At 34.6% G+C, this 19,403-nt stretch carries 21 protein-coding genes; 9 read left to right on the plus strand and 12 right to left on the minus strand.

The window, feature by feature from the left end; genetic code table 11:
* The first annotated feature begins 3 nt into the window (after nt 1–3).
* From P164_RS12460 to P164_RS12470, 3 genes are all read left to right on the plus strand, one after another.
* Nucleotides 4–489: a dihydrofolate reductase gene (locus P164_RS12460; protein WP_028376669.1), complete on the plus strand. Its 486-nt coding sequence runs from the start codon at nt 4–6 to the stop codon at nt 487–489.
* Nucleotides 476–1,327: a fructosamine kinase family protein gene (locus tag P164_RS12465; RefSeq protein ID WP_028376670.1), complete on the plus strand. Its 852-nt coding sequence runs from the start codon at nt 476–478 to the stop codon at nt 1,325–1,327. Before P164_RS12460 ends, P164_RS12465 begins: the two co-directional genes overlap by 14 nt.
* A gap of 94 nt (nt 1,328–1,421) precedes the next feature.
* Entirely contained in the window at nt 1,422–1,922 is a 501-nt protein-coding gene (locus P164_RS12470; protein WP_028376671.1) for a pyridoxamine 5'-phosphate oxidase family protein, read from the plus strand.
* Nucleotides 1,923–1,967: 45 nt separating this feature from the next.
* Here P164_RS12470 and P164_RS12475 read toward each other — a convergent pair whose 3' ends face one another.
* The gene (locus P164_RS12475; RefSeq protein ID WP_125411776.1) at nt 1,968–2,342 is read right to left on the minus strand and encodes a hypothetical protein; all 375 of its coding nucleotides are present in this window, start codon (nt 2,340–2,342) and stop codon (nt 1,968–1,970) included.
* A 133-nt stretch (nt 2,343–2,475) separates the two neighbouring features.
* On the opposite strand from P164_RS12475, the gene fabD reads away from it, so the two are divergent.
* Nucleotides 2,476–3,357: an ACP S-malonyltransferase gene (fabD, locus tag P164_RS12480; RefSeq protein WP_028376673.1), complete on the plus strand. Its 882-nt coding sequence runs from the start codon at nt 2,476–2,478 to the stop codon at nt 3,355–3,357.
* 63 nt (nt 3,358–3,420) lie between these two features.
* Here the strand turns inward: fabD and P164_RS12485 are convergent, their stop codons facing one another.
* The 4 genes from P164_RS12485 to P164_RS12500 all read right to left on the minus strand — a co-directional run bounded on the left by P164_RS12485 (nt 3,421) and on the right by P164_RS12500 (nt 6,191).
* Entirely contained in the window at nt 3,421–3,618 is a 198-nt protein-coding gene (locus P164_RS12485; RefSeq protein ID WP_316930207.1) for a hypothetical protein, read from the minus strand.
* A 297-nt stretch (nt 3,619–3,915) separates the two neighbouring features.
* Nucleotides 3,916–4,134, minus strand: a complete 219-nt coding sequence (locus P164_RS12490) for a hypothetical protein (RefSeq protein ID WP_028376675.1) — start codon at nt 4,132–4,134, stop codon at nt 3,916–3,918.
* 44 nt (nt 4,135–4,178) lie between these two features.
* Nucleotides 4,179–4,928 carry a TIGR03915 family putative DNA repair protein gene (locus tag P164_RS12495; protein WP_028376676.1) on the minus strand — a complete coding sequence of 250 codons (750 nt, stop codon included), beginning with the start codon at nt 4,926–4,928 and terminating at the stop codon, nt 4,179–4,181.
* Nucleotides 4,929–6,191 carry a putative DNA modification/repair radical SAM protein gene (locus P164_RS12500; protein WP_028376677.1) on the minus strand — a complete coding sequence of 421 codons (1,263 nt, stop codon included), beginning with the start codon at nt 6,189–6,191 and terminating at the stop codon, nt 4,929–4,931.
* Nucleotides 6,192–6,289: 98 nt separating this feature from the next.
* Between P164_RS12500 and P164_RS12505 the strand changes: the two genes are divergently transcribed.
* A complete protein-coding gene (locus P164_RS12505) occupies nt 6,290–7,057 on the plus strand; it encodes a S24 family peptidase (RefSeq protein WP_028376678.1) in 768 nt (255 codons plus the stop codon).
* 51 nt (nt 7,058–7,108) lie between these two features.
* On the opposite strand, the gene P164_RS12510 is transcribed toward P164_RS12505, so the two are convergent.
* Nucleotides 7,109–7,342 carry a hypothetical protein gene (locus P164_RS12510; RefSeq protein WP_028376679.1) on the minus strand — a complete coding sequence of 78 codons (234 nt, stop codon included), beginning with the start codon at nt 7,340–7,342 and terminating at the stop codon, nt 7,109–7,111.
* Nucleotides 7,343–7,356: 14 nt separating this feature from the next.
* A complete protein-coding gene (locus tag P164_RS12515) occupies nt 7,357–7,578 on the minus strand; it encodes a hypothetical protein (RefSeq protein WP_028376680.1) in 222 nt (73 codons plus the stop codon).
* Between the two features lie 145 nt (nt 7,579–7,723).
* On the opposite strand from P164_RS12515, the gene P164_RS12520 reads away from it, so the two are divergent.
* The gene (locus tag P164_RS12520) at nt 7,724–8,380 is read left to right on the plus strand and encodes a DUF2461 domain-containing protein (protein ID WP_028376681.1); all 657 of its coding nucleotides are present in this window, start codon (nt 7,724–7,726) and stop codon (nt 8,378–8,380) included.
* Here P164_RS12520 and P164_RS12525 read toward each other — a convergent pair.
* Entirely contained in the window at nt 8,353–9,603 is a 1,251-nt protein-coding gene (locus P164_RS12525) for a 3-deoxy-D-manno-octulosonic acid transferase (protein WP_028376682.1), read from the minus strand. The two genes, P164_RS12520 and P164_RS12525, sit on opposite strands and share 28 nt — an antisense overlap.
* Nucleotides 9,604–9,823: 220 nt before the next feature.
* Here P164_RS12525 and P164_RS12530 point away from each other — a divergent pair, with 220 nt between their 5' ends.
* Nucleotides 9,824–10,957 carry a DegT/DnrJ/EryC1/StrS family aminotransferase gene (locus P164_RS12530; protein WP_028376683.1) on the plus strand — a complete coding sequence of 378 codons (1,134 nt, stop codon included), beginning with the start codon at nt 9,824–9,826 and terminating at the stop codon, nt 10,955–10,957.
* Between the two features lie 80 nt (nt 10,958–11,037).
* Here the strand turns inward: P164_RS12530 and P164_RS12535 are convergent, their stop codons facing one another.
* Nucleotides 11,038–11,595 (minus strand): nitroreductase, encoded by a 558-nt coding sequence (locus P164_RS12535; RefSeq protein ID WP_028376684.1) that lies wholly within the window; start codon nt 11,593–11,595, stop codon nt 11,038–11,040.
* 266 nt (nt 11,596–11,861) lie between these two features.
* On the opposite strand from P164_RS12535, the gene P164_RS12540 reads away from it, so the two are divergent.
* On the plus strand, nt 11,862–13,811 hold the full coding sequence (locus tag P164_RS12540) for an OmpA family protein (RefSeq protein ID WP_035899817.1): 1,950 nt from the start codon (nt 11,862–11,864) through the stop codon (nt 13,809–13,811).
* Between the two features lie 78 nt (nt 13,812–13,889).
* On the opposite strand, the gene P164_RS12545 is transcribed toward P164_RS12540, so the two are convergent.
* Together P164_RS12545 and P164_RS12550 are read right to left on the minus strand one after the other, a co-directional pair.
* Nucleotides 13,890–16,556, minus strand: a complete 2,667-nt coding sequence (locus P164_RS12545) for an AsmA-like C-terminal region-containing protein (protein ID WP_028376686.1) — start codon at nt 16,554–16,556, stop codon at nt 13,890–13,892.
* Between the two features lie 5 nt (nt 16,557–16,561).
* Nucleotides 16,562–17,296, minus strand: a complete 735-nt coding sequence (locus tag P164_RS12550) for a queuosine precursor transporter (protein WP_234405861.1) — start codon at nt 17,294–17,296, stop codon at nt 16,562–16,564.
* A 112-nt stretch (nt 17,297–17,408) separates the two neighbouring features.
* Between P164_RS12550 and folK the strand changes: the two genes are divergently transcribed.
* Nucleotides 17,409–18,512 carry a 2-amino-4-hydroxy-6-hydroxymethyldihydropteridine diphosphokinase gene (gene folK / locus P164_RS12555; protein ID WP_316930218.1) on the plus strand — a complete coding sequence of 368 codons (1,104 nt, stop codon included), beginning with the start codon at nt 17,409–17,411 and terminating at the stop codon, nt 18,510–18,512.
* A 274-nt stretch (nt 18,513–18,786) separates the two neighbouring features.
* Here the strand turns inward: folK and P164_RS12560 are convergent, their stop codons facing one another.
* Nucleotides 18,787–19,326, minus strand: a complete 540-nt coding sequence (locus P164_RS12560) for a TrmH family RNA methyltransferase (protein WP_028376689.1) — start codon at nt 19,324–19,326, stop codon at nt 18,787–18,789.
* Between the last annotated feature and the right edge of the window lie 77 nt (nt 19,327–19,403).

The raw sequence follows: 19,403 nt of genomic DNA on the forward strand, positions 1-19,403 counted from the left end.
GATATGATTACAATGATTGCGGCTGCCGCAGAAAATAATGCTTTGGGTAAAGACAATGCAATGATCTGGCATTTGCCAGATGATTTTAAGCGATTTAAAAAACTTACTTCTCACCATACTATTATTATGGGAAGAAAAACCTTTGAGTCGCTTGACGGACCTTTACCGAATCGTAAGCATATTGTGATCACGCGTCAAAAAAATTACAATCCCGGTGACCATATTATTGTAGTTCAAAGTATTGAAGAAGCTCTAACCTATATTGATACAGATCAAAATGCATTTATTATAGGAGGTGGCGAGATTTATAAATTAGGATTAGATTATGCAACCCATATAGAACTTACGCGGGTACACGGAACTTTTGAAGCTGAGGCATTTTTCCCCGAACTAGATCCTGAAAAGTGGGAACTTCTAGAAAGTATCTTTCACGATACAGATGAGCGTCACAACTACTCATTTACTTATCTAACCTATGCTAAACGATAACTTTAAAAAACATCTTCAAGAAGTTCTTTCTGTAGAGGCAAAACAAATCACCTCGCTAACGGGTGGCGACATCAATGACGTCTATAAGCTTTCAAGTTCAGATTGCAACTATGTAATAAAAGTTAATGACGCTTCAGCATTTCCTAATATGTTTAAGCTCGAAGCGCAGGGTCTGGCGTTTATTAAAGCTTCCGGTAGTTTCCCGGTACCTGATGTGCTTGAATACGGTAATTTTGAAAATTTGTCCTACCTTATTTTAGAATATCTCGAGACGGGACCTAAGAATCCCGATTTCAATAATATTTTTGGCTCTCAACTTGCAGCAATGCATCAAACCAGCTCGTCAAAATTTGGTTTTGAGAATGACAATTATATGGGTAGTTTAAAGCAATACAATACTTCAGAATCTACTGCCATTGATTTTTATATTAATCAACGTTTAGAACCTCAATTCAAGTTAGCAGCAGAAAATGGTTACTACTTTAATTCTATTGAATTATTTTATAAAGAAATAAGTCAACTAATCCCTTCAGAAAAACCAGCTTTAATTCATGGTGACCTATGGTCTGGTAATTACCTCATAAATTCTAAAGGAGGTCCATCACTTATAGATCCCGCAGTTAGTTTTGCCCCACGAGAGATGGATATTGCTTTGATGCATCTTTTTGGGGGATTTGACGTACAAATTTTTGAAATCTACACTACACATTTTCCTTTAGAGAACGGGTGGGAAGAACGCTTACGTCTATGGCAATTGTACTATATTTTAGTTCACGTCAATCTCTTTGGAGGATCTTATTATAATTCCGCAAAAGCGATACTCAAGGCTTATATATAGCATTAACAAACTTTATATCTTAATGCTTTATTATTGGCAAATTCTTACCAATTCTCAAGATTTTAATGAAGTAACTTTATTGAAAACTAACGTTATGAGTACAAAGAATTTATCAAATACAGAAGCCATTAAAAAACTAAAAGATTTAGCTACATCAATAGATTTTGCAATGATGGCAACAGACTTATCTAACAAACCAGTAGATGCCATACCCATGTCAACTAAAAAAGTTGATGAAGCAGGAAATATCTGGTTTTTAAGTGGGGCAGACAGCGATCACAATGCAAATATTGCTAAAGATGCAGATGTACAATTATTATATGCCAAGCCCAGCGACATGAAATTTCTTAGTGTTTTCGGAAAAGCCATAATCACAAAAGATAAAACTATTTTAAAGGAACTTTATTCTACAACAGATGACTCCTGGTTTGAGGGTATAGATGATCCTAATCTTACTGCTATTAAATTTACACCTGCTCAAGCTCAGTATTGGGACACAAAAAGCAACAAATTTATATCGCTACTAAAAATGGGGTATGCGGCTGTTACAGGAGACAAAGTAGATGTTGGTGCAACAGGCTCTCTTAATCTTTAATGATGTTTTAAAAATCTAAAGGAGTCTCATAACTAAGGCTCCTTTTTAATTTTCTGTATTTTTTGTGTTGATTATTATCAACATCTTCTGATGCCGTTCTGGCACTCCTATTATTTCATCTATATTTTTAATAAAATAAATACTGTTACTAAAAGAAAAGATGCTCTCTTTATATTCTTCAAAAAAACTGCGCTTTAAAACCTTTCCATCTACAATAAGTATATAATTTTCGATATCTGGTTGCTTTAAGAAGTATTCTAATTGAAGCTTAGCTTCTTTCAATTCTCTAAAATTATCCTTGTCATTATATGTATCAGGATAACTTCCTCCCGGCTCTAGTGTCGCATTCTTAAAATTTTGAGCCACTATTGCATTGATACCAAGCATTACAAAAACAGAAAGTAATATTAATCTCCTCATACTTATATTTTGTACTAATGTAAACATTTATCATAAAGCATATTACATCTAGTACAGAATGAACTGTTTTAAATTGCTGTCATTATCTGGCATTCGTTATTTTTGCACTACAAATTTTTAGAAAAACACTATTATGAAAGCTTATATATTCCCCGGTCAGGGAGCTCAATTTACAGGAATGGGAAAAGATGTTTATGACAACTCTGAACTTGCTCGTTCTCTGTTTTCAAAAGCCAATGAAATTCTGGGTTTCGATATCACTAAAATTATGTTTGAAGGCTCTGCCGAAGAACTAAAAGAAACTAAAGTTACGCAGCCTGCTATTTTTATACATTCTGTGGCTTTATTTAAAGCTTTAGGTGATTCAGCTGTACCTCAAATGGTTGCAGGTCACTCTTTAGGAGAAATATCTGCTTTAGTAGCTAATGGCGTTTTAAGTTTTGAAGACGGATTAAGTCTGGTTTCGCAAAGAGCACAGGCAATGCAAAAAGCTTGTGACAACACACCATCAACAATGGCTGCTATATTAGGTCTTGAAGATGAACTTGTTGAATCTGTTTGTGCAGATGTTGACGGAATAGTAGTTGCTGCAAATTATAACTGTCCGGGTCAATTAATCATTTCTGGTGAGCTTAGTGCGGTTGAAGAGGCTTGTGAACGTCTTAAAGAACGCGGCGCCAAACGTGCATTACTATTACCGGTAGGAGGCGCATTTCACTCTCCTTTAATGGAACCTGCACGTGAAGAACTTGCAAAAGCAATTGAAAATACAACGTTTAATACGCCATCTTGCCCCATTTATCAAAATGTGAGTACAACAGCGGTAACAGATCCTGTTGAGATAAAGAAGAATTTACTGTTTCAACTTACTGCTCCCGTAAAATGGACGCAAAGTGTACAAAATATGCTTGCCGACGGGGCTTCTGAATTTATAGAAGTAGGCCCAGGAAAAGTTTTACAGGGCCTGGTTAAGAAAGTAGATCGTCAAGCGGTTACCAGTAGTGCTGTGCTATAAATTCTTAATTACTACAAATAAAAAAAGCCCCTAAAAGGGGCTTTTTCTTATCTTAAGAAGATATTACATGTCGTCGTTTCCTTCAACTTCGTCTTCTACTTCTTGAGCACCGTCTTCGATAGCATCACCTGTATCTTCAGCAGCCTCTTCTATAGCGTCACCAGCGTCATCCATAGCATCACCCATGTCATCAGCAGCGTTTTCCATTGCATCTTCAGTTTTTTCTTCAGTAGTTTCGCGACAAGCAGAAACAGAAACCATTAGTAAAAGTGCGAAAGCACTAAAAATTAATTTTTTCATAATTGGTAATATTTTAATTAGCGTTAATTGCTCGCAAAAGTATATAAATTAACATCACAATTTCATAAAATTTATTAAATTTTTTATCGAATTATAATTTTGATAAAAATATCGTAACGTTTACAACAATTTGATTAACAGAGGCACAGGAAAATCTCAACTTTTTAAAGCCTACCATTATTCCGATTTTTCTATAATACAAGTGCTTTTAGTGTAAATTTTATATTCAGTGCAACTTTAAAAGGGCATTTTTATACACTACGCATCATCATCCATTACATCATCATTACCTTGTATCTCATCATTTAATTCATCTGCACCTTCTTTGATAGCTTCACCAGCATTTTCTGCACCGTTTTCTATATCCTCACCTATAGACTCAAGAGCATCTTCTGTTTTTTCTTGAGTGGTTTCTCTACATGAGTAAATTGAAAAAACAAATACTACCATCATTACTTTTAGAAAAATACGTTTCATACTTTATATGTTTTTAGTTAGATTTTAAAAATAGTCAAAAGTTCTTATAACGGATTTTTCTCATTCAAGTATTTCCAATAACGTTTAGGAACGTGCTGCGTATGTAATCTCAAATTAATACGGCTTTTGATGGTTGTACTTGTAAAATAGTTTTGCCATAATAAATCATATTGATTTTCCTCCTCGTGCATCGCTTCTTTAAACGCTTCTTTAGATTTAAAATCAAAAGAAACAAATTCAATTTTTTTCAAGTCGTAAAACAAACCAAAATCACGTTTAGAATCAAAAATCAAAAATTGCTGGTCTGCATATCTGTTTTTAAAATGCTTGGCAATTAAAGGAAGTACATTAAAATCTGGACTTATTATTGATGCATACAAATCATCTGCTGTTCTTTTAAAACGCACAAACGCTTCCATTCTATGTTTTTCTCTACCTACCTTTTTAGTAAGTTGTACCAACATCAAAACTGCGGGATGCCCAAAATCATTCTCATTCTTAGTCTTTAAAACATACTGAATTGCAGCAAGAATATACCGTTCTCTACCCTCCTGCTCACTTAAAAATGACCAGTATACTAATTGCTGAAAGCTTTTAAACTGCCGGAGTCCTTCCCAAACACGAGAAGCTTTAGTTTCATCTGTATAAATTTCTACCGTTTCAGAAAAAAAATCAGGCTCAAAATGTGTCGTATCTACGATTATAACCTCACTTAATCGCTCTTCGTACACCTGAAATATTGCTGTAAGCATCCCCTCAAAACTACCATCATATACAAGTTTATGCTTTTGCATCTAATTAAATAACGCTAATTGTTGATTGTAGAATTTTTGATACTTACTTTTTGAGGTTTGCAAAATCATACTCTTAATACGCTCGGGCTCCAGATCTTTACTTTCAAAATTTATAGAATTACATACCATAAAATACTTAGCTCTGCTCATCGCAATGCCTATTGCTTTTAAGTTTTCCCAGTTAAGCCTTCTAAATTTTCGGGCATTTATAATTTTATGTACAGACTTCATCCCAAGACCAGGAACTCTGGCTAGCATTTGTTTATCTGCAGTATTTACATCTACCGGAAACATATGCATATTTCGTAAAGCCCAACTCAATTTAGGATCTATATCTATATCTAAATTGGGGTGATTTTGATTGAGTAATTCACGTACATCAAAACCATAAAAACGCAATAGCCAGTCAGTTTGATACAATCGGTTTTCGCGTAACATAGGCACTTCAGTTCCTAGAGCTGGCAATCGAGTATCTTCAAGCACCGGTACATATCCTGAATAGTAGACACGCTTCATATTATAAGTGCTGTAATAATGCACCGCAGAGTACATAATATCTTTGTCACTCTCCCCCGTTGCTCCTACAATCATCTGAGTACTTTGCCCGGCAGGTGCATAAACCGGAGTGCTTTTAATTATTTTCCTTTCAGCTTTATATTGAATGATTTCATTTTTCACCTTTTCCATAGGTTTGATAAAATCTTTGTGATCTTTTTCAGGAGCTAATAATTTTAGACCAGAAACCGTGGGTATTTCTATATTTATAGATAACCTATCTGCGTATAAACCCGCCTCGCGCATAAGCTCGTCACTACATCCGGGAATAGATTTTAAGTGAATATATCCATTAAAATTTTCTTCTAAACGCAACTTCTTGGCTACCGAAATCAAACGCTCCATCGTATAATCTGGATTATGAAAGATACCACTGCTTAAAAACAGACCTTCAATATAATTACGCCTGTAAAAATTAATCGTAAGATCTACTACCTCCTGAATTTTAAAAGCTGCTCGCTTTATATCATTACTCTTACGACTTACACAATATGCACAATCGTAAATGCAATGATTAGTTAATAAAATCTTCAGTAAAGAAACACAGCTACCATCTTCTGTATAACTGTGGCATATACCCATACCAGAACTATCCCCTAAACCCTTATTTGTATTTAAACGCTTACTCCCACTACTGGAGCAGGATACATCATACTTAGCCGCGTCAGCAAGTATGTTTAATTTTTCTTTTATTCTCTCAAAATTCATAGCGTGGAATTTCTACGAATTTAAAGAATATTTCCTATTTAAAGGATTTTTTCCTATTTTTAATTAGGATTTTTTCCGAATTATAGTACATTTACGATATGGGAATCAATGATGTAACAGGCGATGTTCGCCGATTTAAACAAATACGAGAAGAGCAAAACCTTACACAGACTGAGTTTGCTGAAGCTTTAGGTGTTAAAAATTCTACTGCAGATATTGAGCGTGGGCGTACAAAACTTTCAGGACAGATTGTTACTGAACTTCTAAGGCTCTATAATATTAATCCGCTGTGGCTTTTTGGGTATAGCAATCAAAAATTATTGCACGCCGGTAAAGGTGATGTAAGTCCTAAAGTAGTTACCGTAGATGCGAGTGATAATGAAAATCTCGTTATGGTTAATCAAAAAGCTGCCGCCGGTTACCCGCATAATGTGCAGGATGTAGACTGGTATCAGCAATTGCCTGCATTTGATCTTCCATTACCGCAATATCGTAATGCGACCTACCGTGGTTTTCAAATTGAGGGAGATAGTATGATGCCTAATTTTATGCCTGAAGATTGGGTATTAGGAAAAGCTACTGTAAATATGGGTGAGGCGACAAACAATAAGGTTTATGTGGTAGTTCTACCTGATGCAGTAGTGGTTAAAAAACTACAAAAGCTACCAGACCCTTCTAAAGTTTTGTTGATTTCATTAAATCAAGAATACCTTCCCTTTGAAGTACAGGTAAGTGATATTCAAGAGCTATGGCAGGTAAATAGTAAGCTAACCTTTCACCTTGATGCCCCGTCAGAAAGTAACTTATTGAGAGAATTGCAACAGGGAATGCTTGATTTAAAAAATCAAATGCGCACATTAAAGTAAAAAACCCACAAGCAATGCTTATGGGTTTAAATAAATTATGGGTTACTCCTACTAATTATCAACTTTGATTTTAGTATCACCGTCTGCATCTTCTTTAATTTTTACTTCTTTAGAATCAGACTCCATTTTAATTTTGTAATTACCGTCATCGTCTGTCTTCTCATCGATAACAGCACCTTCTTCCTTCATTTCTTCAACAAGTTTTTCTTTTTCGGTTTTCTCGCGACAAGAAGTAAAAGAAAGTATTGCTACTAAAAGGATTGCTAGTAAGCTTATATTTTTCATAATGCTAATATTAATTAGTTATCGTCACCAATTGTTTCTATTTTTTTGTCAATTTCTTTATTGACTTCGTTATCTACTTTTTTTGCAGTACGCTCTAAAATACCTTCGTTGTCTGGAGTTTCAGTTTGTACCTGAACTTCTTTTACAACAACAGTCTCTTTATCTTCAGTCTCTCTACAAGAAATTGTATTGAAAGCTATAAGGCCTAATGCAAAAATTCCAATTACTTTTTTCATAATATATTCATTTGGTTGAACGAGCAAATCTAACTACTTTATAGATAGACTATTTATAAATGATTCCCAATATCTCTAAATATTCAGTTAAATGTTAATTATTTAATAGTCAACAAACTTGCCACTGCTATCTTTGAGCTAAAAAATGAGTTTCTACAAACTTTACACATTTCTTAGAGAATTACAGCAAAATAATTCTAAAGAATGGATGGATGAGAATCGCAATTATTATTTTGAAGTTCGCGACTTTTATATAGACTGGCTTAATAAAATGGATATTAAACTGGCTGCGATAGATCCTAACTACACACCTACAACAGGCAAACAAGCTATAAATCGCATTAATAATAATTTACTATATCATCCCAACAAACCTACTTATAAAGATCATTTTGGAGCAGGGCTAGACCAAGAAACGAAACAAGGTGATTTTTACATACATCTGGGAACATCTGAGAGTTTTATTGCCGGTGGCTTTTATAAACCTAAATCTTCAATACTCAAAAGTATACGACAGGCTATAGATTATAATGGAGACGAATTACTCGATATACTTAATAAACCTAGTTTCAAAAAAGTTTTTGGAGCCCTAATAGATGATGGTGACAGCCTTAAAACAGCACCTAAAGGATTTAGTCAGGATGACAAACACATTGATTTACTACGCCGAAAAACCTTTGCTGTACAACACGATCTCACTCAAAAGTTAGTAACCGGTGATGAATTTGAAGAACGTGTAATCACAGTTTATAAAGAAATGCTTCCCTTTAGATCTTATTTAAACGAGGCCGTAAGTGTCTGATTTAAATAAGCCATTATAGCAGTTGTAGCTCCGGTGTTGCTTGAAACATAGTGACCATTAATCATTCCTGTATGTAACCTAAATTGATCATCATTTAGAAATCTATTTAATAAACTTGCGGTCTCACTCTCATTATTTACCGTATATAAGCCCGCTAGTCGTCTTAATTCTAAGGCTTCAGGAAATTTATCAATACGAGTTCCGGTTAAAATAGGAATCCCAAAGGTTGCTGGCTCTAGAATATTGTGCATTCCCGTTTGACCCGCTGCACCGCCCACATAAGCTATAGATGCATATGCATAAGCTTTGCTCAATAGGCCTATCGTATCTAAAATAAGAACACGTGCATCTTTAAGACTTTGAGTATCTTTTTGAGAATACCTCACAACTGGAATCTCAATCGCTGCGATAAGCTTATCTATTTTTTCTGAATTGATTTTGTGTGGAGCTATCAGAATCTTAAGATCTGGATTACTATTCACAAAATTTAAAAGTAGTGCTTCATCCTCTTGCCAGGTGCTTCCACAAACAAGCAGTAATTCATTTTGCTTAAACTCTTCAATAAATGAAAGCAAATTATCATACGACAATTGTCTGCTTACTCTATCAAAACGAGTATCGCCACTTACAATAGCATTTTTAAAACCTAGTTGCTTCAGTAGTTCTAGAGAGGCTGTATTTTGTAAAAAGAAATAATTGAATGCGTTTAAAGAGTTGACCATCCATTTTCCGTAGAATTTAAAGAAGGGTTGTTTTGATCTAAATATACCCGAAATCAAAATCGTATGGGTATCTGTAATGCGAAGTTCATTTAGAAAATTAGGCCAAAACTCATATTTTACAAAAATCGCCAGTTTTGGTTTTACAATTTTCAGAAAGCGCCTTGCATTGACTTTTGTATCTAATGGCAAATACGTTACAACCTCTGCTAAAGGTGTATTATATTTTACATCATAACCTGAAGGGGAAAAAAAGGTAAGTAGAATTTTAAAGTTTGTGTACTTCGTTTTAATCTCTTCAAGAACGGGAACTGCCTGCTCATACTCTCCTAATGAGGCTGCGTGAACCCAGATATAATTATCTTCTTTAGAAATAGCAGCTTCTAATGTAGAAAAAACATTTTCCCGAACATGTCTAAATTCTTTTAGTTTAGGAACAAATAAACCAAAGACCGGCAGAATACCATTAAAAAGCGAGATTATAAAAGAATACAGGTGTTGCATAAGGGTGTAAAAATAGCGTTTTAGGCTAAAAAAAGAGATTGGTTAGCGGATCGAGATTTTGTATTTTCGTAGAACAAAAAAATTACTGAATTAGCTTTTTAATTCTTGTTATTAAAACTGAATTATTACTTACATAACAAGCTTGAACATCATCCTATTAATATACGGAGATCAACAATAAGAATTCAATAGAAAAAATAGTTCAGCTGAATAATTACCTATGAAAAAAATTCAAATGGTTGACCTTAAAGGTCAATACGAATCTATAAAAGAGCAGGTTAACCACTCTATTCAGGAAGTTATAGATACCACTGCATTTATTAATGGTCCCGAGGTTCATTCATTTCAAAAAGAGTTGGAAGAATATCTTGACGTTAAACACGTCATCCCGTGCGCAAATGGTACAGATGCCCTGCAAATTGCAATGATGGGTCTGGGTTTAAAACCCGGAGACGAAGTTATAACTGCAGATTTTACTTTTGCTGCCACGGTAGAAGTAATAGCTTTATTGCAGCTAACTCCTGTACTGGTAGACGTGACCCCACACGGTTTTAATATAGATGTTGAGGCTATAAAACGAGCAATTACTCCAAAAACTAAGGCTATTGTTCCTGTTCATCTCTTTGGTCAGGTTGCAGATATGGATGCCATTATGCAAATAGCAGAAGAGCATAATTTATTTGTTATAGAAGATAACGCACAGGCAATAGGAGCTAATTACACTCGTAGAGATGGTACTCGTGTTAAAACCGGCACTATAGGTCACGTAGGAAGTACATCCTTTTTTCCTTCTAAAAATTTAGGAGGTTATGGTGATGGTGGCGCTATTTTCACTAATGACGATGCTCTGGCACATACGATACGCGGTATAGTTAATCACGGTATGTATGAGCGTTATCACCACGATGTTGTAGGCGTAAATTCTCGCTTAGATTCAATACAGGCAGCAGTTTTACGTGCAAAATTGCCGTTGCTTGATTCTTACAACGATAAGCGAAGAGCATCTGCCAGAAAATATTCAGAAAAGCTGGCAAATCACGATAAAATTACCGTGCCTTTGATTTGTGATACGTGTGATTGTCACGTTTTTCACCAGTATACGTTGCGCTTAAAAGATACAGATCGTGATGCTCTGGTTAAACACTTAAATGCAAATGAAATTCCTTGTGGGGTATATTACCCCATACCCTTGCATAAACAAAAAGCTTATGTTGATGAGCGTTATAATGAAGCAGATTTTACAGTAACTAACAAACTTGTAAAAGAAGTGATCTCATTACCTATGCATACCGAATTAGAAGATGATCAAATCGATTTTATAACTAAAACAATATTAGACTTTCTGGATAAGTAATTCAAAGAAGACAATAAAAAATCCCTGATATTATACGTATCAGGGATTTTTTATTCTTAATTATTTGAACTAAAAAGCTATTAAAACCAGGTGATTTTATCTTCAATACTCGTACGTACACCTTCTGGGTTAGGACCATTAAATACTCCCAGATAGAAAAAACCTAAACATTTTTCACCTTCATTAAGTTTCAGTTCGGTACCCAATTCGGTAATATAACCCGGAGAGCTCCAGTAACCACCCAATCCCTGTTCACCTGCTGCAAGCCACATATTTTGAACAGCCATCCCTACAGCAGCAATTTCTTCCCATTCTGGAATGCGCGCTTTAGGATCTCTTTGCATACATATGGCTATTACCGCACCACTTTGCATTACTTTTTCAATACTTTTATTCAGTTTAAATTCTGAAAATTTATCTGCTGGAGTAGTTTTAGTATATCCTGCTTTAAGAATGTCAGCAAGAAGCTCTAGAGCATCATCTTTAAATATTTTAAATCTCCATGGCTCTGTTTTGGCGTGGGTAGGAGCCCAATTTGCCGCTTCAAGCAAAGTCCTTATTTTATCGTCACTTATAGTTTCGGCCTCAAACTGATTAGGAAATATTGATCTGCGATTTTTTATTGTATCTAGTATCATATAGGTATTTTAAGCAAATATAAAGGCTAATTACCAAATGTGCTTTTAAGCTCTTAATGGATTGATGAAAATACATTCTAAACCGCTGCAAATTTCAAATTCTTAAAATTCTCGCACACCTTAGTAACAACTTGTAAAACAGTAAAAACCCCCATACTTCTAAAGTTTTGAAGTAGTATATTTGTCTGATATTAATTTATATATATTTGCCTTCTCCTAATGTCCCCCTTTAATCTTTAATAAACTCAATAAATATGCGAGTTAATATGAAACAGTGGGTTACACTGATGCTAGTTTTCGTAGCACCTTTTTATTTTTATGGACAAAATAAGGAATTAAATAAAGCTGATAAGAAATTTGAGAGCTATGCTTTTATTGATGCTCAGAAAATATACTTAAGGTTAGCCGGAGAAGGTTATGAATCTGCAGAACTTTTTCAAAAACTGGGAGATTCTTATTATTTCAACGCTAAATATGAAGAAAGTTCTAAATGGTTTGAAAAACTTTTCAATAAATATCCTGAAACAATAACTCCCGAGTATTTGTTTAGATATGCACAGTCATTAAAGGCCCTTCAACAATACGATAAGTCTGATAAGATGATGGAAGAATTCCGTCGTCTAAAAGGAGGAGATTCCCGTGCTGAACTGTTTAATAAAGAGCCCGATTACCTAGAAGAAATAAGCTACAGTGATAGCGAATATGAAGTAGAAAATCTGAGAAAAACCAACTCCAGATATTCTGACTTTGGGCCTATGATTTATGAAAACAAACTTATTTTCTCATCATCAAGAGATACAGGAACCGGAAAAAAATACATACATACCTGGAATAACGAGCCATTCTTAGATTTCTACCAGGCTCCTATAGACATTGAAACAGGTGATCTTGGCAAAGTTGAAAAGTTTGCTGAAAACATTAATACACGATTTCACGAGTCTTCTCCATCATTTACATCAGATGGTAACACCATGTACTTTACCCGAAACAATTTTAGTCAGGGAGTAAAACGTACCGATAAAAATGGCACCATACGTCTTAAGATTTTCAAATCTGTAAAACGGGGTGGTTCCTGGGGAACTCCTAAAGAATTACCTTTTAACGACGACAATTACTCGGTTTCACACCCTTCATTAAGCCCTGACAATAAAAAACTTTACTTCGCATCAGATATGCCGGGAAGTGAAGGTTTATCAGACATTTGGGTGGTTGATATTTTAGGAAACGATGAATATAGCGAACCTAAAAACATGGGGCCCATCATTAATACAGAAGGCCGCGAGAACTTTCCATACATTAGTAAAAAAGGAAACCTTTACTTTTCATCAGATGGTCGCCCGGGATTAGGTGGTCTTGATATTTACGTAGTGGCTACAAAGAAAAATGGAGACGTTGCCTATGTAATAAATTTAGGCAAACCTGTAAATAGTCCTCAAGATGATTTTGGTTTTGTAGTTGATGAGTTTAACAATACCGGCTACTTCTCTACTAACCGCTATTTTGGGATGGGAAGTGATGATATTTTTAAATTTACAAGAACTCCTGTTCCTCCGCCGGTTTGTGAGATTTTAGTTACTGGCACTGTAAAAGACAAACAAACACTCTTACCTATACCTACTGCTACAGTAAGTGTCGTTGATCTTAATGGAAAGGTTCTTGAAACTACTAAAGTTGATGCACAGGGCAATTACACATTAAATCCGCTATGTAATCAGGAAATACTTATACGTGCTGAAGAACCAGATTACTACTCTGCAGAACAACTAATTGTAACTCCTAAAGCTAATGGAGAATCTATGGTGGTTGATTTATTATTAGAACCTCGTATTACTAAAATTAATCAAGGTGATGATTTAGCAAAATTACTGAAGTTAAATCCTATTTATTTTGACTTTGACCGCTTTAACATTCGCCCTGATGCTGCAATAGAATTAGTAAAAGTACTTGCTGTTATGGAAACAAACCCAAATCTTATAGTAGAAGTACGTTCACACACAGACAGTCGTGGTAAAGACGCATACAACTTAAGTTTATCTGATAAACGGGCACGATCAACCGCAGAATATATAATTAGTCGCGGTATAGATGCTAGTAGGATTACAGGAAAAGGTTTTGGTGAAACAGAACTTATGAACGACTGCGGTAATGGGTCTGACTGTACTGAAGAAGAACATCAACTTAACAGACGCTCAGAATTTATAGTTATAAGTTTCTAATTAAGTTTTAAACTTATATTTAAGCATAAAAAAAGCACCATCTGGTGCTTTTTTTATGCTTAAAATTTACAGATTATCTTAGTTATTATCCGTTTTTGTAGTATCTGCTGCTTTCTTCTTCTTACCAAATAAGCCTCCAAGTACATCTTTTACTACAGTTGTTGTATTAGGTTTAGTCGCTAAAGAATCTTTAGGTTTAGATATAGTTGTAGTGTCCTTGGTTGTTTTACTACCGCCTAACAAGCCACCTAAAACATCTTTTATTTTATCTTCACCTTGCTGCTGTAATTTTCCTTTTTGAGTAGCAACAATCTGTTGAGTTAGGTTAGTTACTGCTTGCTGCATATTAACATTCACCTGCGGGCTCGTAAAACTCCCCGACAAATTAACAGGTAGATCTACAGTATATTTATCTAGATCTGTGTTGCTCAAACTTGACAATGTACTCCCTAATTTTGCTCCTAAGAATGTACCCGGCACTTTAAGATTCAATACATAATTAATTGTATTTTCTAAACTATGTGTTCCGCTTACACCTACATTAATACCCTTAACATTAAAATCAAAGGGCTTTACAGTAACTAAGCCATCATTAAAACTCAACTGTGTTTTTAAATTACTTAAGTCGATATTCTGAAGGTTTATAAAATCTAGTTTTCCGTCTAAGGCATTAAGAAGTTTCATTTTTTCAGGATCAACTTTTACGGTAAGCAATTGCGCTAAAGCATTTCCTGCCAGTGATGATAACACCGGTGTTAGATCGTCTGAAAGATTACCTTTAAGGCTTATTGTTGTATTTAATGCACCCTGCAAGGCTTTTGCAATAGGCGCAAACTGCTGAAGCATTTCTAATCCTTCAAAAGATTTACTAATATCTACACTTTTAAGATCTAAATTCATCCCAAAAGTTGGGGTTAGCCCCTTAGTACTCACATTTCCCTGAAGTGCTATTGCACCTCCAAAAATATCAGATTGTATATTATTTAGACTTGCGGTCTCATCATTAATCGCAACATTACCCCTTACATTAGAAAGCGTGATATTATCATAAATAACCTTACCAGCAGAAAAATCTATCGCTGCATCTAAGAATGACGGAATCTTAATTGCGGCTTCTTTTGTAGCAGTAACAGTCTTTGTCTTTGACTCAGCAGGAGTTACAGGCGTTGTCTCAACAACACTAAAATCACTAAGGTTTATAGTGTTTGAGTTTACATTAAAACGACCTTTTAAATTTTGTTTAGATAGCAAGAAAGGAATAAGATTTTCTATGCTTCCTTTTGCAGCCAAATCTGTTTTACCGGTTTGTGCCGTTAAATTCTCAAGGGTTATCGTTCCCGGATTAAATTTTACATTAGCAACTGCAATAGTTAATGGATTAGGTAATTCTGGCGAAATGTATTTGAAATCTTTTAAGTTAGCTGTACCACTACTCTTGATGTTCTGATATTGTTCTTTATCTACACTTTCCATATCAAAATTAGCAGTCATATCTACTGTCAACATTCCATTTAAATCCTGATCTAATTCTAAAGGATATGCCTTTTCTATATTGGCTAAATTTAATTTCCCCTTTAATGCCAGATCTATAAGTGGGTTTGTGGTAAGCCTGTCTATTCTTCCTTTGGCATTAAAAACATCCTGATCTATTCTTAAATTTAAATTGCCCAGACGCAAATAGGTATCTTCTACCAGGCCCGTTTCATTTACTATTTGCATATCTATTACAATATCTTCTACCGTTTTAGGCAAGTCAGGATATTTAAAAGAAGCATTATTTGATTTGATCTCTATATCAAGCTTCGGAATATGCGTCTCATCAACAATCCCATTTATTTTACCATTAACTATAAAATCGCCTGTAGTTTTCACCCCATCAAGATTCTTTGCATAAATCTCAGGTATCACAGCGAGAAAGTTTTTAAAATCGCTAGATGGTGTTTCAAATGCAAGATCTAGTTCATTATTAGTCTCGTTAATTTTCACAAATCCTGAGAACACTAATGGAAGCTGATTAACGAGAAGCTGATTTTCCTTAAAGGTATAGCGCTGTTCTGGTAGATTCATCTCAATAAGTGCATCTAACTTAATCTTATTTGAGTTCAAATAATTTACTCCATCAAAGTCAAATGAAGCTAATGCTTCAGTTTTTGTGTCTAAATTAGAAACTGCTGCAGAAAAATCACCGGTACCCTCGTGGTTAACTTCGGTAAGCTTCAAATACGTTTTTGTGCTTTCGTCTAAATAATTTATCCTTGAATTATTGAGTTCATAATGCTGTATATCAAACTTAAAACTACCGGTATTATCTGCAATCGTATCTGTTTCTGGAGTTGCACTCTCTTTTGCGATATCATAATTTGCATTGCCTAAACTATCTACTTTTATATTTACAAAAGCTTGATTCAATTTAATTGCATCAACTGCGATAGGGTTGCCAGACGAAGTTTTAAAAAGTTGCATCACGCCCATATCAAGCTGTAATAACTCACCGCTCGCCAAAGTATCACCTTCAAAAGGAGCTTTGTTAACGATGCTAAAATTTTTAACCTGAACCGCTGCATCTGGGAAACTTGAGAATAAAGTAAGATCAAATTCCTCCCACGCAACCGTTGCATTTAAATTTTCATTTATTGAACGTTTTAATAAATCTTCAAGCTGACTTTTAAATAAGAAAGGCGCAGCAATAAGTCCTACAATTAGAACAACCAGTATAATTCCTAATATTTTAAATATCTTTTTCATACTCTTTAAATTTTTTCTTCTTTTTGAAATACTTCAATTTCAGAACCTAACTCTTGATTAGGAGCGAGGTTAAACCGTTTTCTAAATATATAAACGCCTAAATACATAAAAGGGGTATCACAAATAGCAATAAGTACTTTAAATAAAAAACCACTAATCAATAGTGCTGTAAAACGCTCCCACTCTATTTTACCAAAACTACACAACAATAATAGCACCGTGATGGTGTCTAAAAACTGACTAAAAAAAGTGGAAAAGTTATTTCTAAGCCACAAATGTTTTCCTTTTGTGAGATTTTTCCAAAAATGATAAAGTTGTATATCTATATACTGTGCAAACAGGTAAGCCAGCATAGACGCTAAAACCGCTACTGCTGTAGCTCCAAAAACGGTATTAAATAATGCATCATTAACGGGAGACCAAGAAGTTGCTGGGACTGCCGCAGAGGTATATACTATTAGTAAAGAAAATAACGAAGCAAAAATTCCTGCGGTAACTACTTGATTTGCTTTTTTCTTACCATACATCTCACTCAGCAAATCTGTAATTAAAAATGTGATGGGGTATGGCAAAATTCCTACGGAAATTTCAAACCGATAAAGACCAAAAAAATCCCAGTAAAAAAACTTTTGAAAAATAAGATTAGAGACTACAAGAGAACAAATAAACAAAGCTCCCAGAATGAAATAAATGCGGTAGGCAGCCAGTGCATCTCTTTGGCTTATTGAGGCTTGCGTCAAACTCTTGAATTTATTAGGTTCTAGTCGTCAAAATTAGCAGAATGTACACTGCTTTTACTTAAATTGCTCTTAAATTATTTAACATTCTACACCCATTAAAGCACTACAAAACATACTCTTATCTTTAGGAAGCAACCAGGGAAACTCATTAGAAAATCTTCAAAATGCGGTAGATCAACTATTCTTAGAACTAGGAAGCGTAAAACAGATTTCACCTGTTTACAAAACTAAATCGTGGGGTTTTGAAGGCGCAGACTTTCTTAATTGTGTAATTCTAATTCAAACCCGTTTAGAAAGCGCAGCGGTAATAGATTTAATTTTAACTATTGAAAAAGAATTGGGCCGCGTACGTTCTACACAAGGGTATACAGATCGCCTTATAGATATTGACATTTTATTTTATGGCGATAAAATTTTATATACTGAAAAATTAGAAGTCCCTCACCCCAGGTTACACCAGCGTAATTTTGTTTTATACCCGCTTAATGACATTGCGACAACTTTTGAACATCCTGTATTAAAAAAAGAAATACGAGAGTTATTAAAGGAAACTACAGATCAGCTAATTCCTGAAAAAATAACAGAATCCCTAAAAAATCCCAATAGCGCTTATAACCTAAGCGCTCAAAATTATATTGCGATTGAGGGTAATATTGGAGCCGGTAAAACCACACTGGCTAGTATGATTTCTGAAGATTTTAATGCAAAACTTATTCTAGAACGCTTTAAAGACAATCCGTTTCTCCCTAAGTTTTATGAAGATCAGGCGCGCTATGCCTTTCCTCTTGAAATGTCATTTTTAGCAGACCGCTATCAACAACTGCTTGATGACATAGGTCAATATGATTTGTTTAAAGATTTTATGATAGGCGATTATGATTGTTTTAAATCACTCATTTTTGCAAAAATCACCCTTACTGAAGAAGAGTACAATTTATATAAGAAGTTACACGGTATAATGTATCGTGAAATTGCACGACCAGATTTATATATTTATCTCTACCAAAATCCGGAGCGTTTACTGGAAAATATAAAAAAGCGTGGTAGATCTTACGAGCAGGATATATCTGAAAATTATTTACTGAAAATAAATAAGGGCTATCTGAATATGATAAAAAACAGTAGCCCGGGAAAAGTTAAAATAATAGATATTTCGGAACTGGATTTTGTAAAAAACCGCGCCGATTACTTGTCAATCCTCAATCAGATTAAATAAAAATTGATTGAAAGTTAGTAGTAGAAAAAGCAAAGTAGCGCCAACATAAATGCAAAGCCTATTATTATTCCTACTAGGATTCCAAGCTTCTTACCATCTTTAGCTCCTCTAGAATACGATGCGTAATCAAAATTATTAACGTTCATTATGTTGGGTTCTTTGTTATGTGGGTAACGCAAAACTCTTACATAAAATTGCCAATACTAGTGTATTTAGGAAAGATTTAGTAGAATTATATAATTTTTAACAATTCAATATATTATTTAAAATTATATTATCGCAGTGCTTTCATCTTAGCATACACATCCCAGAGCACAATACCAGCGCTCACAGCTATATTAAATGAATGTTTGGTTCCTATTTGAGGAATCTCAAGCACTATATCTGAAGCATTTACGACCTTTTGCTGTACTCCTTTTACCTCATTCCCAAAAATTACAGCGAGTTTGGCATTTGGCTCAGGAGCAAAATCATCTAACATGACCGCTCGTTCTGCCTGTTCAATAGAAGCTATCGTATACCCTAAACTTTTTAATTGCTCAACAGCAATTAAAGTATCTTCAAAATATTCCCAGGTTACACTTTCTGTAGCTCCTAATGCGGTTTTAGTGATTTCTTTATTAGGTGGCTGTGCGCAAATACCGCATAAATAGACAGCCTCAACGAGAAAAGCATCTGCTGTTCTAAACACAGAACCTATGTTATTAAGACTTCTTATATTATCTAGCACCACGATAATGGGTGTCTTTTTAGCACTCAAAAACTCATCTACAGACTTACGATCGAGTTCGCTGTTCTTTAACTTTCTATTCATACTGTAAAAATAAGTATTCAATAAAATAAGGATTAAATTTTTTGGATTATAATTCAGAAGAAACTCCCATTAAATTG

The organism is Leeuwenhoekiella sp. MAR_2009_132, from assembly GCF_000687915.1.
Lineage (GTDB): Bacteria > Bacteroidota > Bacteroidia > Flavobacteriales > Flavobacteriaceae > Leeuwenhoekiella.